This is a genomic window from Niallia sp. 01092, from assembly GCF_052318935.1.
In the GTDB taxonomy this organism is placed as follows: domain Bacteria; phylum Bacillota; class Bacilli; order Bacillales; family Cytobacillaceae; genus Niallia.
On the sequence record NZ_JBQRKO010000010.1, the window covers coordinates 24,598 to 40,528 of the forward strand.

17 protein-coding genes are annotated in these 15,931 nt (G+C 33.2%); 8 read left to right on the forward strand and 9 right to left on the reverse strand.

The window, feature by feature from the left end:
* Positions 1–19: 19 nt before the first annotated feature.
* Positions 20–1,900 (forward strand): DNA mismatch repair endonuclease MutL, encoded by a 1,881-nt coding sequence (gene mutL / locus ACTXGU_RS10845; protein ID WP_443481535.1) that lies wholly within the window; start codon positions 20–22, stop codon positions 1,898–1,900.
* Between the two features lie 368 nt (positions 1,901–2,268).
* Here the strand turns inward: mutL and ACTXGU_RS10850 are convergent, their stop codons facing one another.
* Complete coding sequence (locus ACTXGU_RS10850) at positions 2,269–2,880, reverse strand: Ig-like domain-containing protein (protein WP_443481536.1); 612 nt, start codon at positions 2,878–2,880, stop codon at positions 2,269–2,271.
* A 1,039-nt stretch (positions 2,881–3,919) separates the two neighbouring features.
* On the opposite strand from ACTXGU_RS10850, the gene ACTXGU_RS10855 reads away from it, so the two are divergent.
* The 4 genes from ACTXGU_RS10855 (at position 3,920) to ACTXGU_RS10870 (ending at position 8,033) form a co-directional block, all read left to right on the forward strand.
* Positions 3,920–4,615 carry a YjgB family protein gene (locus ACTXGU_RS10855; protein ID WP_443481537.1) on the forward strand — a complete coding sequence of 232 codons (696 nt, stop codon included), beginning with the start codon at positions 3,920–3,922 and terminating at the stop codon, positions 4,613–4,615.
* A 353-nt stretch (positions 4,616–4,968) separates the two neighbouring features.
* Positions 4,969–6,171 (forward strand): macrolide family glycosyltransferase, encoded by a 1,203-nt coding sequence (locus ACTXGU_RS10860; RefSeq protein WP_443481538.1) that lies wholly within the window; start codon positions 4,969–4,971, stop codon positions 6,169–6,171.
* Between the two features lie 963 nt (positions 6,172–7,134).
* Positions 7,135–7,329, forward strand: coding sequence for an aldo/keto reductase (locus tag ACTXGU_RS10865; protein WP_443481539.1), 195 nt, complete (start codon positions 7,135–7,137; stop codon positions 7,327–7,329).
* Complete coding sequence (locus ACTXGU_RS10870) at positions 7,317–8,033, forward strand: aldo/keto reductase (RefSeq protein ID WP_443481715.1); 717 nt, start codon at positions 7,317–7,319, stop codon at positions 8,031–8,033. Before ACTXGU_RS10865 ends, ACTXGU_RS10870 begins: the two co-directional genes overlap by 13 nt.
* Positions 8,034–8,165: 132 nt before the next feature.
* Here the strand turns inward: ACTXGU_RS10870 and ACTXGU_RS10875 are convergent, their stop codons facing one another.
* Positions 8,166–8,411 (reverse strand): DUF2164 domain-containing protein, encoded by a 246-nt coding sequence (locus tag ACTXGU_RS10875; RefSeq protein ID WP_443481540.1) that lies wholly within the window; start codon positions 8,409–8,411, stop codon positions 8,166–8,168.
* 151 nt (positions 8,412–8,562) lie between these two features.
* The gene (locus tag ACTXGU_RS10880; protein ID WP_443481541.1) at positions 8,563–9,012 is read right to left on the reverse strand and encodes a DinB family protein; all 450 of its coding nucleotides are present in this window, start codon (positions 9,010–9,012) and stop codon (positions 8,563–8,565) included.
* 140 nt (positions 9,013–9,152) lie between these two features.
* Here ACTXGU_RS10880 and ACTXGU_RS10885 point away from each other — a divergent pair, with 140 nt between their 5' ends.
* Positions 9,153–9,767: a hypothetical protein gene (locus tag ACTXGU_RS10885; RefSeq protein WP_443481542.1), complete on the forward strand. Its 615-nt coding sequence runs from the start codon at positions 9,153–9,155 to the stop codon at positions 9,765–9,767.
* A 22-nt stretch (positions 9,768–9,789) separates the two neighbouring features.
* Positions 9,790–10,395, forward strand: coding sequence for a dienelactone hydrolase family protein (locus ACTXGU_RS10890; protein WP_443481543.1), 606 nt, complete (start codon positions 9,790–9,792; stop codon positions 10,393–10,395).
* Positions 10,396–10,439: 44 nt separating this feature from the next.
* On the opposite strand, the gene ACTXGU_RS10895 is transcribed toward ACTXGU_RS10890, so the two are convergent.
* The 5 genes from ACTXGU_RS10895 to ACTXGU_RS10915 all read right to left on the reverse strand — a co-directional run bounded on the left by ACTXGU_RS10895 (position 10,440) and on the right by ACTXGU_RS10915 (position 13,147).
* A complete protein-coding gene (locus ACTXGU_RS10895) occupies positions 10,440–10,829 on the reverse strand; it encodes a DUF5360 family protein (RefSeq protein WP_443481544.1) in 390 nt (129 codons plus the stop codon).
* A gap of 121 nt (positions 10,830–10,950) precedes the next feature.
* Positions 10,951–11,283 (reverse strand): antibiotic biosynthesis monooxygenase family protein, encoded by a 333-nt coding sequence (locus ACTXGU_RS10900; protein ID WP_443481716.1) that lies wholly within the window; start codon positions 11,281–11,283, stop codon positions 10,951–10,953.
* Positions 11,284–11,588: 305 nt separating this feature from the next.
* Positions 11,589–11,753, reverse strand: a complete 165-nt coding sequence (locus ACTXGU_RS10905) for a hypothetical protein (protein WP_443481545.1) — start codon at positions 11,751–11,753, stop codon at positions 11,589–11,591.
* A gap of 90 nt (positions 11,754–11,843) precedes the next feature.
* The gene (locus ACTXGU_RS10910) at positions 11,844–12,413 is read right to left on the reverse strand and encodes a flavodoxin family protein (protein WP_443481546.1); all 570 of its coding nucleotides are present in this window, start codon (positions 12,411–12,413) and stop codon (positions 11,844–11,846) included.
* A 209-nt stretch (positions 12,414–12,622) separates the two neighbouring features.
* On the reverse strand, positions 12,623–13,147 hold the full coding sequence (locus ACTXGU_RS10915) for a tubby C-terminal domain-like protein (protein WP_443481547.1): 525 nt from the start codon (positions 13,145–13,147) through the stop codon (positions 12,623–12,625).
* A gap of 781 nt (positions 13,148–13,928) precedes the next feature.
* On the opposite strand from ACTXGU_RS10915, the gene ACTXGU_RS10920 reads away from it, so the two are divergent.
* Complete coding sequence (locus ACTXGU_RS10920; RefSeq protein WP_443481548.1) at positions 13,929–14,903, forward strand: glycoside hydrolase domain-containing protein; 975 nt, start codon at positions 13,929–13,931, stop codon at positions 14,901–14,903.
* A gap of 75 nt (positions 14,904–14,978) precedes the next feature.
* On the opposite strand, the gene ACTXGU_RS10925 is transcribed toward ACTXGU_RS10920, so the two are convergent.
* A complete protein-coding gene (locus tag ACTXGU_RS10925) occupies positions 14,979–15,896 on the reverse strand; it encodes a class I SAM-dependent methyltransferase (protein ID WP_443481549.1) in 918 nt (305 codons plus the stop codon).
* Between the last annotated feature and the right edge of the window lie 35 nt (positions 15,897–15,931).

A 15,931-nucleotide genomic window follows, 5' to 3' on the forward strand; every position in this document is an offset into this window, starting at 1 on the left:
AAAAAAGAAGGGGATACAGATGGCAAAAATATTTCAGCTTGATGATGCATTATCGAATAAAATTGCTGCAGGGGAAGTTGTCGAACGGCCAGCCTCGGTTGTAAAAGAATTAGTGGAAAACAGCATCGATGCAGGCAGTACGACGATTGAAATATTTTTAGAAGAGGCAGGACTTGCAAGCATCCGCATTATTGACAATGGAGCGGGAATCGACGAAGAGGACGTATTGACCGCCTTTAAACGCCATGCAACAAGCAAAATTAAAGATGAAAATGATCTTTTTCGCATTCGGACCCTTGGGTTTAGGGGGGAAGCATTGCCGAGTATTGCATCGGTTTCCCGTATTTTTATGACAACATCAACTGGAGAAGCAGGAACGTTTGTTGAATTAGAAGGCGGAAACTTGATCAAGCAGGAAAAGGCTCCGAGCAGAAAAGGAACAGAAATAACCGTTCAGGATTTATTTTTTAATACACCAGCTCGCCTAAAATATATGAAATCGATTCATACAGAGCTTGGAAATATAACGGATATCGTCAACCGCTTAGCCTTATCCCATCCAGAGATTTCATTTCGTTTAGTGCATAATGACCGGAAAGTTCTGCATACAAATGGAAACGGGGATGTCAGACAAGTACTCGCAAGCATTTACGGACTAAATATTGCCAAAAAAATGGTTCCGATAACAGGAAGCTCTTTAGATTTTAAACTATCTGGTTATATGGCGCTGCCGGAAATTACAAGAGCTTCAAGAAATTATATTTCGACGATGATTAATGGACGCTTTATTAAAAATTATTCATTAGTGCGCAGCATCCAAGAAGGGTTCCATACACTACTGCCAATTGGCAGATTTCCAATTGTGCTGTTAAATGTGGAAATGGATCCAATCTTAGTGGATGTAAATGTCCATCCGTCGAAAATGGAAGTCCGTTTTAGTAAAGAACAAGAACTGAATGAATTAGTTAGTACAAGCATTAAAGCAGCTTTTAAGAAAAAAGAATTGATTCCATCAGGATTTATGAAGGAAAAAGCAAAAGGACCAAAAGATGAACAAACTTTCCTTTCATTTGATACGGTAAAAGAAGCGGCAATTAGTTCATCCTTTAATATGCCAGAAGAAAAATTGCCTATTGAGGAGCCAAAAAGAGAGCCTGAACCACAATTTATTCGAGAAGAAAAGCTGCCAGAACGTAGAGAAGAATGGTTAATGGAAAAAATGGATGTTCTTTTTCAAGAAAATGAAGAAACTCCAACAAAAATGGAAGTAGAGGAAGAGTGGGAAGAAGAAGTTTTACAAGATGTCGAAACGGAAAATCGGGTCCCACCTCTTTATCCAATTGGCCAAATGCATGGCACGTACATTTTTGCGCAAAATGAAAAAGGATTGTATATTGTTGATCAGCATGCTGCCCAAGAGCGGATTAAATATGAATTTTTTCGAGAGAAAGTAGGAGAAGTGCATAATGATCTGCAAGAATTGTTGATCCCGCTTACCCTTGAATACTCATTAGATGAATGGATGAAAATCGAAGAACATAAACAAGAGTTGGAAAAAGTCGGCGTCTTTTTAGAACCATTTGGGATTCACAGCTATTTAATCCGTTCCCACCCACAATGGTTTCCAAAAGGAGAAGAAAAAGAAACAATCGAAGACATGATTGAACAAGTACTCTCCATGAAAAAAGTCGACATCAAAGCACTGCGCGAAGAAGCAGCGATTATGATGAGCTGCAAAGGCTCCATCAAAGCAAACCGCCATCTTCGCAACGACGAAATCCAAAGTTTGCTCGACGAATTGCGCACAACAACAGATCCGTTTACATGCCCACACGGCAGACCGATTATTGTGCATTATTCTTCTTATGAAATGGAGAAGATGTTTAAGCGGGTGATGTAGTGAATAGGTAATTGCTGGCATTGCCCGAAAAATTATGTTTCACATTATCATGTTATAAGGTAGGAATTTTTTTCTTTCGCAGTTTTAGAGGGAAAATTGATGGTTTTATTTATAGGTGACTGGTCTAAAGGGGATGGATCACTCACCATTATGCCTAAGGGAGGATATACAGACCCAAGAGGCGGAAAATTATATGATCCTCCTCTTGGCTGGTGAACTTAGCAAAAGCGTCTTTCTAGTGAAGGGCGTTTTTTACATGTAACCACCACTATAATATAGGCAACAACTAATGTATATTACTTTAAAATGAAGCTGAAAACGGAATTTATTTCAGGTTATATACTATAAGGGATTAAATGTAGGGGACTCTATTGAGTCGATGATGTTACAGTTACCTCTGTAGCTTCACTTGTATGACCTACACGATCAGTTGCTGTTACTTGAAGTTTTGTTCCTGCTATTTGTTTAGGAATATAAACATAGAATGACCATTTTGTCGATGCTGTACCAGTTCCGATGACAGTTAATCCATTTTTTACAGTAATAGTAGAATATGCTTCTGCTGACCCTGTTAACATTGTGGAATTATCTGTTACCACATTAACATAGGGAGCTAGTGGGGCTGTTACATCTACTATATAAACTACTGTTGCTTCACTCTCGTTTCCAGCAGCATCCGTAGCCGTAACTTCAACCCTTCCTCTCTGTGACTGCTTTGGAATGGAAACCGTAAATGTTCCGTCCTCATTTGTAGTACCTGTTCCTAATATTAACGTACCGTATTTAACATTAATAACTGAATTAGGTTCAGCAGTTCCCGTGACAACTGTATCTTGATCTGTTAACTCATTCACTTGTGGCGCATCTGGTGCTGTTACATCATCCGTATATGTTGATGCAAAAACGGATAAAGCACTACTCTCCCAAAAAGATAACAATAGTATAGACAGTGCAATAAATCTTATTGAATTTTTTAACATAGATACACCCTCTTTTGTACTTTTTTAATAACAAAAAACAATAATATACAACCATTTTACCATATATTGTCTAAAGTGATGATTTTATTTTATGAAAAATCAAAAATATCAGAACTTCATTGTGGAAGAAAATAAAAAGTTTATTTTCTTAGATCCTCAAATAAAATGTCGAGTAAGATGATTTGCAGCTTTACGCTATCAATTAAAGTTTTATGTTCAGCATGGGGTATAAGGAGCTTGACTCTAAAGATTCTTATCTTGATATTTGGTTTCAGTATAAGCGAAACCTTCCACAAAAATCTTGGAAAAAGCATAAACGAGTGCATCGTTAAAAGGGCCGGTAAGTGAAAGTGAAAACCCTCGCTTACCGTTACTATCGTTTGTAGATGATGTCCATTACGAATTAGAGAAGATAGAAGAAAAAGAAGCATATGTTGATTTGTATAAACTAGACGATAGTATCGAGGTTGAAAAGAATATGAAAGCAAAAAAAACTAGTGTGAATTAAAAATAAAGATAGATAATTTATATAAAAGTCTGATTGGTTTAGTTATGCTAATTGAAGACTACGATTTACAAGTATCTAAAAAGAGCAGAATCAACAATGATTGATGAACATGTGGCTTTTTTATTTTTAAGATCCACCTGTATATTTTTGGTATTTTGACATATGATTTTTTATTAACTTAATCCAAAAAATGTTATGGGGGAACTCATTCGGTCATACCCCAAAATTTTCTTTGAAACTATAAAAAAATTATCAGTTAGAAGTACCGATATGGTTAAGGAAAATAAAAGGATTACATATTCGGTAAGGAATCAATATTCACTTATAAGAAATAAATGAAAAATGGACCAAAGAGTCCGAAAATCTTATGTCATATCAGGTGCTATTAGCCGCAGTGACTATGAAAATCCGTATAAGCGTATCACTAATCCTTTTTAAGGGCCTCTTTTTTTCGGCAGATTTTATAAGTGATGGGTGTACCAGGTATAGTCAAACTAAAATTGTTAATTTAAGATGGGAGTTGTTTTAAAAATGATGTCTGGTTTTAAGAAGGGTTGCAAATTTACTGCTGTCACTGTCCTTATTTTTGGTATGTTGGCAGCATGCAGTAGCCATAGTAAGAGCAGTGAATCTTCAGCTGCGAGTCACGAGCAGCAAGAGTCACAGACTACAAATGAATCAAGCTCATCAAATAATCCAGCTCCCTCCCAAAGCAATAATGATCGACAAGGTAATGGGTCCGATCAATCAGAACAGAAGGGAAATGGCAGCATATCATCAACGCAATCAGCCAAAACAGAGTTCATTAAACATTTGTATGAACTGGCGAAGAACGGCCAGGTTCCTAATTGTCCTTTCCGTGCCCATTATGATCTAATTGACGACGATGTGGAAAAGGCATGGGGAAATCCAGATAGGACGGATGCAGTAGCAAAGGGATTATATGCTACCTATTCTAAACAAAAGGTTACGGTAGGATTTAATAAAGGCTCACTCATTTTTGATATACGCTCATATAATCCGAAGCTTCAAACCATTACTTATGATCAAGTAGTCAATACATTAGGTAAACCAACAAAACTATTAAAAAATCGCAATGACAACATTTACGTATACACAGTGAATAAGCAATTCCAACTTAAATTTATAATCCCATCATCAACAGGTAAAGTGGACCACATTTCGGTATACAGTCCGCAAGACTCGATTAATAATATGGCGGAGTAATAAAAAATTTCGGACAGCGACTCGAACACCATGGACATCTCTTTTTTCTGAGTGAGCGATCGGAAGGAAAACCTCAGATCGTTCACAGTAATTGTATCATATATGCGCCAAGCTCGAATTTCGGCTATTTACAAGAATTCATTATATTAATTATTATTAGGAATTCTGAAGGAAATGAACATTAACGAAAATTTCCAAAACTAGCTCCTTAAACGATGTATATAAAAAACTAAGAATAATAGATTGTAAATATTTATGAGGAGTTGTTGTTAAAAATTGACATTTGTTTTATCTGGGATGATAATTAATGTGTCTATAGACATGTTTTTATATCTAGAGAAGGAGTGATAAGTTTGTCAAAGGTTCTAATAATAACATTTCCTGGAGAAGGCCATGTGAACCCAACTTTAGCTATTGTTGAAGAACTCATGAAAAGAGGAGAAGAAGTTACTTATTACTGCATTGAAGATTACCAGTATAAAATCGAAAAGACAGGTGCTAAGTTTAGATCTTTTGATAAGTTTTTTAATTCGAATGATGTAGCAAAAAGTATTATGAATTATGGATACAGTTTGATAACCTTAAATAAATTAGCGAATAAGGCTGGATCAATTGCAAATAAAATAATTGATGAAGTTAAAGGTGAAGGCTATGACTATATCATTTATGATATTAATTTTATAGTCGGGAAAATAGTTGCCAACTCACTTAAAATACCTGCTATTACATCTTGTACAACATTTGCATTCGAGGAGAGTATGTTTACAAAAGCAATAAATCAAAGCGAAGAAATGCAAAAGAGTGAAATATACCAAGATTTTTTAAAAAGCTTAAATGCTTTAAATGAGGAGTATGGTCTACATTTAGGGGGGATTGTAGACTTTATGCATCAACCAGGAGACTTGAATATTGTATTTACCTCAAAATACTACCAACCAAATGCAAATAATTTTAATCAAACTTATAAGTTTGTTGGACCTTCAATCGTTCCTAGGAAAGATGTAGATCACCTTAATTTTAAAAAACAGGATAATAAAGTTATATTTATTTCAATGGGCACAGTGTTTAATCAACAGCCTAAGTTGTATGAAACATGTTTTAAAGCTTTTAAAGATTGTGACGCTGACGTGATACTATCCGTTGGTAAACAAACAGATATCAGTCAATTGAAAGATATACCTTCTAATTTCCATGTATTTAATTATGTTCCTCAATTAGAAGTATTACAAATAGCAGATATTTTTGTGACTCATGGAGGTATGAACAGTTCAAGTGAAGGATTGTATTATGGTGTGCCGTTAGTCGTTATCCCTGCATTTGGTGATCAGCCGATTGTTGCAAAAAGAATTGAAGAATTGGGAGCAGGGTTAAGTTTAGATAGGGAAACATTAACTAAAGAGGATTTAAGAAATACAGTTAATATAGTATTAAACAAACCAAAATTTAAAGAAAATAGTTGTAAAGTTGGGAAAACTCTAAAAGAAGCCGGTGGCTATCTTGAAGCGGTTGATGAGATAATGTCCTTTAAACACAAGTGTTTACATGGTGTTGATTAAATAAAACGTTCAAGAAACAAGAGAATTATTAGATATAAGTAAGCAAAGATTGAGTCAACTTCTTAAAGATGAAAGACTTGTTCCTATAAAGCAATTACCAAGAGATAATTTATATTTACGACAACAAGTACGAGAGTTAAAAAAGGAAATGGAAGTATCCAGAAAACAATAAGAGGAGCAACCCAGGATGATTTTTGGGTCTTATTAGATCTAAAATGTGAGGGGAAAAGGAGGATTAACGAACAGTACGAACCTATTCTGTAACTAAAAGAGGAATTTCCTTCTTCAACTATAGGGTGACTTATCTACAGTATGTTTTTCCACCGTATTCAACGTATTTTATGATAACAAAAATGGTAATTTTCTATCTTTGTGGAAGCATTATCTACAGTAATTATTTATAGTTTTCAACGTACACAAAGATAGGACTTTACTTGGAGTGGTGGGTATGATAGGCTCGAATGCCTGATGAAACAACTGCTTCAGCCTTTCATGACCAATCGTACCCACGGAGGCTCCATGTCAAGTCCTTAACCACTTATCTTGGCATACATGTACATAAAGATAAAAGGTGCATTCTATCAATCTTTTGTTGGTAATACTGTAGATAAGCACCCTTTAGTCGAAGAAATAATTACAAAAGGACCGCAATTTGTGGGCTTTTTTCTTATGATTAGTAAGTCAATATTCTTTATGGTGCCAAAAGTAATCAAAAAGCTTAATAAATCTTGATATAAAAACAAAATGACGTATGCTAATTCATACGTCATTTCTTGTGTCATTTATTTAGTAAGTACCTCAAAACGGTGCTGTGATTACTAATGTTTTTATATTTTCTCAACTAAACGTACTATTTACTTTAACAAGTGTATCTTTTTTGAACTGAAATAAGAAGGAATAAACATTTTTATGAGCAGAATTAGGATATTAGGAAAAAATAAATAATCCATGGAGGGACCTATTGTGAAAGTAAATATACAGAACAATTTCTCGGTATCAAAAATAGTTATTGGATGTATGCGGATGAATGAATGGAACTTAAACGTTGAACAAAGAGTGGAATTTGTAGAATGGTGTATTGAACAAGGAATTACAACATTTGATCATGCTGACATATATGGTAGCAATCATCATAATGAAGAACTATTCGAGTTTTAGAATTAAAACCTCAGTTAAGAGAAAAAATTGAAATTATTTCAAAATGCTCCATATGCGTTCCTAGTAAAGAAAATCCAACAATAAAAACAAGATATTTTAATTCAGATAGTGAATACATCATAAATCAGGTAAATAAATCATTAGAAAAACTTAAGTCCAGCTATATTGATATACTACTTATTCATATGCATGACTTGCTTGTTAATCCGAAAGAATTAAATGATACGTTTCTTCAATTAAAAGAGGAAGGAAAGGTTAGATACTTTGGATTATCAAACCATAATCCTTTGGAATTCGACACACTGCAAAAATATTCAGATGTAAAATTTGTTACGCATCAATTTATGTTAAATCCTTTAGGAATCGAAAATTATAAAAATGGTACAATGACTCATTGTTTAAAGGAAGGTATCCATCCGATGTTTTGGTCTCCATTAGCTGGAGGCAGAATTTTCAATCCTAAAAATGCTTTTGAAGAAAATATGAGGAATGTATTAGAAGGTATTAGGAAAGAACTTCACCTTGAGGAAATAGATGAAGTGATTTACAAGTGGCTTTTAAAGCATCCGTCCGATTCTGTTATAGTATTAGGAACAGGAAATAGACAGCGTATAAAGAGAGCATTACATTCACTTGAGGGTGTGCAGATGACAAGGGAACAATGGTACAAAATCCTCACAGAAGCAGGATATAAATTCTGGTAATGCATAGTATCACTTCAAGTTAATTTTATATAAAAGAGGGTTAGCTATCAAGAGTTGTAATGTTGCAATTAGATGAAACTTGACAATAAAAAAGAGTGAAATGCTGAACAATTTCACTCTTGAATAAATTATTTAACTTTTGGTCGGACGTTCAAGGGTCAATATTTCATCTTCAAGAGAAGAAAATTGCTGTTCAACCACATGTTTAACATCTAAAACTGCCGCATTATAGAAATGAGGAGCAAGTGACTCCTTAACGAAATCTAATACTCTTTCTGCAGCAAATTCAGATATTTCTTCATCTCTTTCTTGAGAAAAGAAATATTGAATGTCAGCTATCATTGATTGCTGTTGCTTTTTTGTAAGCTTATAAAACAAATCAGAACACCCCTTTAAAATAATACTGCCATTATACATGTGAAAATTAGAAAATTATAGGCTATATTTTTACTGAATAATATGTACCTGAATGTGTGTGTCACGTTTTTTATTATATCGAGAAGGCAGATCTCCCTACTTGGCAGCATGTTTAAAATAAGGGCTTTTGAAATCCATTCATACGTGCGAAAATTGCAATTTGTCCAACATGATATACTTCATGTGTGTAAACATGATGATACAACCAGTATAGAGTAGGTATGGAAGGTGGTGTCCATCCATCTGAAAACGTTGGAACTTCAACTAATTTATCAAGTTGTGAAGAATCAAATGTATTCAGTATATCATCTGTATAATTTCTAATGTGAATATAGCTATCTAATATTTCTTTTGGAGAACAGTCATCATTTATATTTAAAATACAATTCTTTTTTAGTCCAATTTCATTAATCCAATAGTCTTCGCTGTTTGAAATATGGGAAACAATCCAAGCGAGATTTTTTGGATAAAAGTCTGATTCTTTAAACCAATACTCTTCATCAAGATTGCTTAAGTAGGGAATTAACGTTTTTCTAGGGTCATTACGATAAGGAAAAATCAAAAAACCATCCTTTCTTGTTTAAATATGTATATTCATTTTAAGCGAATAAACGTTCGGTGGAAAGGCTTTTTAAAAATTATAAAAAAATTTATTGCACCGTAAATATTTCTAAAAGTTTCTAAAAAGGGGTGAAAGACAAAATGGAATATGATTATTATATTAATCCTGAAAATTGGATCGGCGGTTTTTATGAGCTATCGATTGAATATCATCCATTCGGTGATGACAAAAGGATTAACGAAGCTCTGAATGCTTTGTGTAAGAGTGACTTCTTTAATGGAATGTGGGGAGAAAAAAAGGATTATGAAAAGCATTCTATTTCTCTACCAATAAATATTGAAGATGAAAGTGTAGATCAGTTTTATGGATTCTTATATTTGTCGGAAGAAAATGAACTTCCTTGTATGATCTGCGTGATTAGAGTGAGTGGTGAGTCAGATTGGTTAGATATTTCTATACCGCAAGCCTCATTTGGAAAGAAATACCCTTATCAATATCCTCTTACTAAAGAGTTAAATCCTTGGTTAAATGAAGTCAATGAAATGTATATAAAGTTGGCAGAAATCATATTCCAAAATTCACCCTTTGATTTTACAATGATAGGAGAAGAAATTTCGGGTTATACAAATCAAAAAGATATTACTGTGGAGGACGTAAAAAATATTACTTGTATACTACCAACTCAATTGCAAAATAAACTTGGACTTCATGGGAAAGGAAAAGAGCTGTCCAATCAACTTAGAATGTTTGGCTAAGCTAGTTTGAAGGAGGAAATGGATGTCATCTATTAAAAAAAGAGATCAACTAGTAATTCTAGTTCATGAAATTTATGGAGTAAATGACCATATGAATTTATTTAAAAAAATATTCGAAGAAAATGGTTTTGATGTGATTTGTCCTAATTTACTTTACTTAGACGAATCTTTTAGTAAGCATCAGGAAGATGAAGCATACAATAATTTTTTCCATTATATTGGGTTTGAAAAAGGTGCTGTTGCTATAAATAAACTAATTAATCAAGTACATAAAAGCTATAGTGAAATTTATTTAGTAGGGTTTAGTGTTGGGGCAACCATTGCCTGGATATGCAGTACACAAAATGCATATCTGAAGGGAGCATTTTGTTTCTATGGCTCAAGAATTAGAGACTATTATCAAAAAACACCTAAATGCTCAGTATCTTTATTTTTTGCTGAAAATGAAAAATCATTTAACGTTCATGAATTAATAATTAAACTAAAAAACGAAAAATATCAAAGTGTTGATGTTCACTTGTTTAATGCAGACCATGGATTTGCTAATCCGTATTCTGATCATTATGATAAAAGTGCATATGAACAATCACTAGACGAGATAATGTCAATTATTAAGAAGGAAAGATAAATATCATGTTGTCTTGAAAATTAGTGAAGAAGACAGACCAGTATTTATTTCTGATCTGCCTTAATGAATCGGGGGAGAAAAAATAATGGATATAAAAGTAAATATAAGTTCGGCAGCCACCAAGAAATATCAAAATCTGACCTTAAAACCCAAAAGGAAAGGGCTTGTAGTCCAGAACATGATGTTAGAATTAAAGATATTAAAGCTAGTTTTGTCCAGTTAGGATTACTTTTCTTATAGAAGTAAAGACTAGTAAACCCAGTAATTGATATGAGTATATCTAATGGAAAAAACGACCAATTCCAAGCGCTTAGGATAGGATTATTGTAATCTTTGAATAAATATTGACTTGGAACTAAATGAAACAGAGTAATGAACCAATAAATAATAAAACCGATATCAGTTATCCAAAAAAAGTATTTTAACGTTTTCAAGTGAAAGGCTCCCTTAATAAATTATATAAGTTGTACGGATTTAAAGTGGTAAGTATTTTTAGTAATCTTGATAAATAAGGCGCGAAAAGAGGCTTCGATAATACGAGCCCCGAATAAATTTCTATTTATTAAAAGAATAATCTCTTTCAACTTTACAGATACGAGTTATGTATTTGGAGTACCAATCAGTTTTCCCTTTTTCTTGAGCTTTTTGGTGAGGCATATTATCTTTCCATAATTTTATAGATTCTAAGCTGTCCCAATAGGAAACAGTGATTCCTATACCATCTTGATCTCTAGAACTTTCAACACCTAAAAAACCCGGTTGTTTAGAAGCAAGTTCAACCATTAAATTAGCAACCTGACCATACCCTTCATCATCTTTTTCTGTTCTTTGAGAAGTAAAAATTACAGCATAATAAGGTGGTTTTGGTGTTTTTGCAAATGACATAATATCGCCTCCATATAGTTATATTAATAATATTAACATATGTAATAAATAGTAAATAGTAAATAACTATTTTAGTGCCACTGTACGACAATTTAGAAGAAAGACTAGTATTTAATTCTAATCTTTCTAGATAAATCGGGGAAGTAAGAATAATAGATATAAAGATTTAATGCAAAAACGTTTGAAGTTATATCTTAAAGAGGGGTTTATTGTAGGGGAGAAAGAAAGAGGTCCAAGATAAAGCTGCTGGAACTTAGCCACTTTATCTTGAGCCTCTTTTTTAATTTATCGCTGGTAACTAATAATCTTTATGCTTTTTCCTTTTTTATTCGATAAATAGTGTATTCTGATTGAATCATCATAGCAAGAAGAAATACAGGAAAAGAAAGAATGACTGCTCTACGATGCCAATCTAAATTCCTCTTTAAAAAAAAGCTGGCAATAAGGATATTTGCAAGTGAATTTTTCAACATTATTTCACCTCTTTTTCCTTAGTTTAACGGTTATGGTGAAATTTATGTATTAGTAGATGAAAATTATGCAGTAAAACAATCCTACTGCTCTTATGACTGTATTTCTTTAATTGAGCTGCGTGCAGCAAGACTTTTATTTAAAAATTGAGCTTGTGATAAAGCCTGAGAATCGTTTAGGATATCACCTGGTTTGTTTGCTTCTCCTAAAATATAAGTTGAGAAATTCATATTTAAAAAATCGAAAGTATAGCGGAATTGCTGAATAAGGGGCAGGCCTTTTATTCTTGGTTCATCTCCACCTACCGCAATAACAATCGCCTCTACTGTCTTGATACGTTCTTTAAATTGTGGGTACCTTTCATCACGTATCGCTTGACTAAGTCGATCAATCATATTTTTCATTAAGCCCGACATCGTATACCAATATATTGGTGTGGCAAAGATGATTACATCGTTTTCCATGAATACTTTTACGATTTGATCATAATCATCATCTATGAGTTGAAATCCTTCTTTTGTATGGCGTAAATCTTCAATTGGTTGAATAGATAAGTCCTTTAAATATACCTTTTGATGTTTTATGTCTTTCAAGACCTCGTTTGCTAGTAATTCAGTGTTTCCTTCAGCTCTTGAGCTGCCTATAATGGATGCAATTTTCATTTTTAATCCTCCTCCATCTGTCCGTTTAAAGAAAGTTTATCCTTAATCCATTCATTAATAAAGATGATTATTTTGATTAAACCGATCGATAAAACCGATTTAGTGGTATGTAGAATATGGAAATTAAGTTATTTTACTAAAGATTAGGAAGTATCACTTTTTTCAACGCGCATGCTGAAACTTGATTTACTTAAAAATGTAAAATATTTTTAGTCGCCGACATAGAAAATATTTTGAAACAAACAAATAAAAAATTCCGGGTCTTGGATAGGGCAATCTTCTTCAATTTCTAAATATGTTTTGAATAATTCTGTAGCTTTCCTATTCCATCTTGCCACTTCTTTACCTTGGTGATAAAACCTAACCCAATCCATGAGTTCTTTTTTTAATACATATTCACTCGTATTATTAGTAATGAGGAATTCAGGGGCAATTTTTTGCCATGTTTTATAACTTACATTGAATTCCTCATTTGTCTTACAGTTAAATACATTGTACTCTGGCCTACCGAACCACTTCGTTACTTTTTTGCTCTGAAAAACTATATCTCCATCATTTGAATAAGCGTCATACTGAACAGACCAATCAATATCAAATATATAATTTCCTATTTTAGCTATTAAGTTTTTGTAAGTTCTTTTGAATTTGCATACTACATTACCTTGTTCGTCCATTACATCTATTATTTTAGTTGATGGCTTAAACTTAGGAGGAGAGTAGGAAAATTTCTGCATATAAAACTCCTTTAATAGTGCTACTTTAATAGATTATTAAATTATATGATATATTCTTTTTTATGTAACATCCTTTACTATTAGTATTTAATGGGACAACGTTATGCTCCACAAAAGATAATTCCATTGCATAACCACTTCTTGGAATAAAATACGACTTACATAACAAAAAGTTTCAGAAATAAATAAGTGAATTGAAATAAACGGATGATGTAGCTGCTTATGAAAGGAAGTTGTTCATTTTTTAATAGGAAAAGAAAGAGGAAGAATTTATTTTGCTAGATTGAAAATAAAAAAAGTATCGGCTCCGCCTTCGCCAAATACCATGATAGCCACGCATGCTATCCCCACTACATATAAAATAGCATTTGAATATTAATTTAGATAGAAGGGATTGTAAATCCTTTGTTAAATGAAGAATAATTTGGAAAACGAATAATATAGCAGTCCCCAAAATAGTAGTTTGTTTACAACAATTTGCAGTAAGTAGAATATATTGAAAGTAGATAGTTATTGGAGCAATAATGCCATCTATCAATAATATTATGTTCTTTTCAAAATGAAAGGTGACAATTAGTGGCAAAATATGATGCTTTTATTTTCTAGTTTATTCTTATGTAAATGTTCTCTATTGAGAATGACTAAATGTTTTTGTTGTGATAGAGATCAATAATCAGGATATTTTTTGAATTAGTTTTTATAAATAATGTAAGAGTAGCTGCCTCAGTGGGTGTTCTTTTTCTATATAAATAATAAATAGTTTATTAGGAGTGTGTATTAAATGGAAAAGGGATTTGATTGTTCAACGAAATTAACAGAAGTAACGGCAAGGAGTTTAAAGAATGCAGGTTTTGATTATGCAGCCCGTTATCTTGGCAACAGCTGGAAGTCATTTGATAAAAAAGAAGCGGAGGTCATTCAAGTAGCAGGTCTTTATCTTATCAGCATTTTTCAAAAAAGTGCAAATTATGGAGCGTATTTTACCTATGAGCAGGGAGTTGCGGATGCAAAAGAGGCAATGGAATATGCATATGCTGTTGAACAGCCTAAAGGGACCGCAATCTATTTTGCTGTCGACTTTGAGGCAGATTCCGCCCACCTTAAAGATGTTCTCCAGTATTTCAGTGGGGTAAAAAAGACATTAAAAGATTATAAGTTGGGGATTTATGGTTCTTATACTGTCATGCATGCAGTAAAAGATGTTGCTGACTACTACTGGCAAACTTATGCATGGTCCCGCGGACAAGTTGCTGATTTTATTCATATGCACCAATATGAAAATGATGTAGAAGTGAATGGTGTGACAATCGATCGGAACGATATTAAAAAAAGTCCTGGGCATTGGGAAACTGCCAAAGCGGTGGCAGCTGTAAAGGAAGGAGTAAAAAGCAATATAGTGAAAACAAACAGCTATCATATTGTAACGACAGTGAACGCATATATGAATGCAGCAGATGCGAAAGCAAAACAAAATAAAAAAGGGACTGTGCCAATTGGAGATTATTATATTTTCAACGAATCTCAAGGAATGATCAATGTGACGCAGAAGAAAGGGGTTCCAGGCAGCTGGATTAATCCTTCAGAAAATAAAAAAACGTCACCTGAAACGGCACGTTACCATATTGTAAAAAAAGGGGAAACAGTAACGTCCATTGCAAATGACTATAAAACCACGATTGCAGCCATTAAAAAGCTAAATCCAGATATTCAAAATATCGACTTGATTTATGTAAACCAAAAAATTCGTGTTAAATAAAAAAATTGAATTCATGGAAAAAAGACCGCTTTATACCTTAAAATGACAAGGAATAGAGCGGTCTGATCATAATTTTTATTTTTTTACAGCATGTATATAATGGATTGTTTCAAACGCTTTTAAATAGTCTTTGCGATTTTTAAAGTAATTCTCTTCGATATCATATGGTGTTAAGTGCTTAAAGATCAGCAAACCCACTTTTTCAAGCATCTTTTCCATTTCACAATAAGAAAAACAAGATTTCATTGGTTCACCGCCAGCCAAAGCCATTTTCACCATGTTTTCGACTCGGTTAGATAACCCTTTTTCTGTAAAAAGATGTTCATCCCCATAATCAAACACAATTGAGCTTCCAGATGGGATATGTGCAAATATTTGTTCTAACAAAAGAGATAGTTGCTCTTTTGATAAATAATAGGAAACACCTAATAGGCTAAAAAAAGTTTTTTTCGTACCATCAAAACCAGCATGTTTAAGCTGCTGATACGAAAATTTTTCAGTAAAATCCATCGACACAAAATGTAGATGATCCGGAGTTTCCAGTTTGGCATCTTTTAAGCGCTTCTTTTTATTTTCCTGTGTAGACGGATGATCTAGCTCGAAAATTTCCAGTTTGTTTTTTACGTGCGGGTTGCGAAAACAAAAAGTATCTAAACCTGCTCCTAAAATAACATATTGCTGTGTACCTAACATCATTTCATGTAACAATACTTTTTCACAATAAGCAGCACGTGCCAAAGGGGTTGGCGATAGCTGGATTTGTGTAATCCATTTTAATAATTTATCTGCATTATTGTCTAATTTAGCTGCAATATCTTTGTTAAAAAACTGTATTCCTTGGACCATATTTTCTTTTATCATATTTTTTTCTTGCTGAGAAATTAAATCTTTAGCTATATAATCATCAAATATTAGGGGACGATCAAACTCACTATGATAAGCTCTGCTAAAAGCAGAAACTAAGGAAGTAATACTGGATTGACCTGTTTTCAAATGAGCTTCCTCCTTATTAAACGCAAAAATAGGGT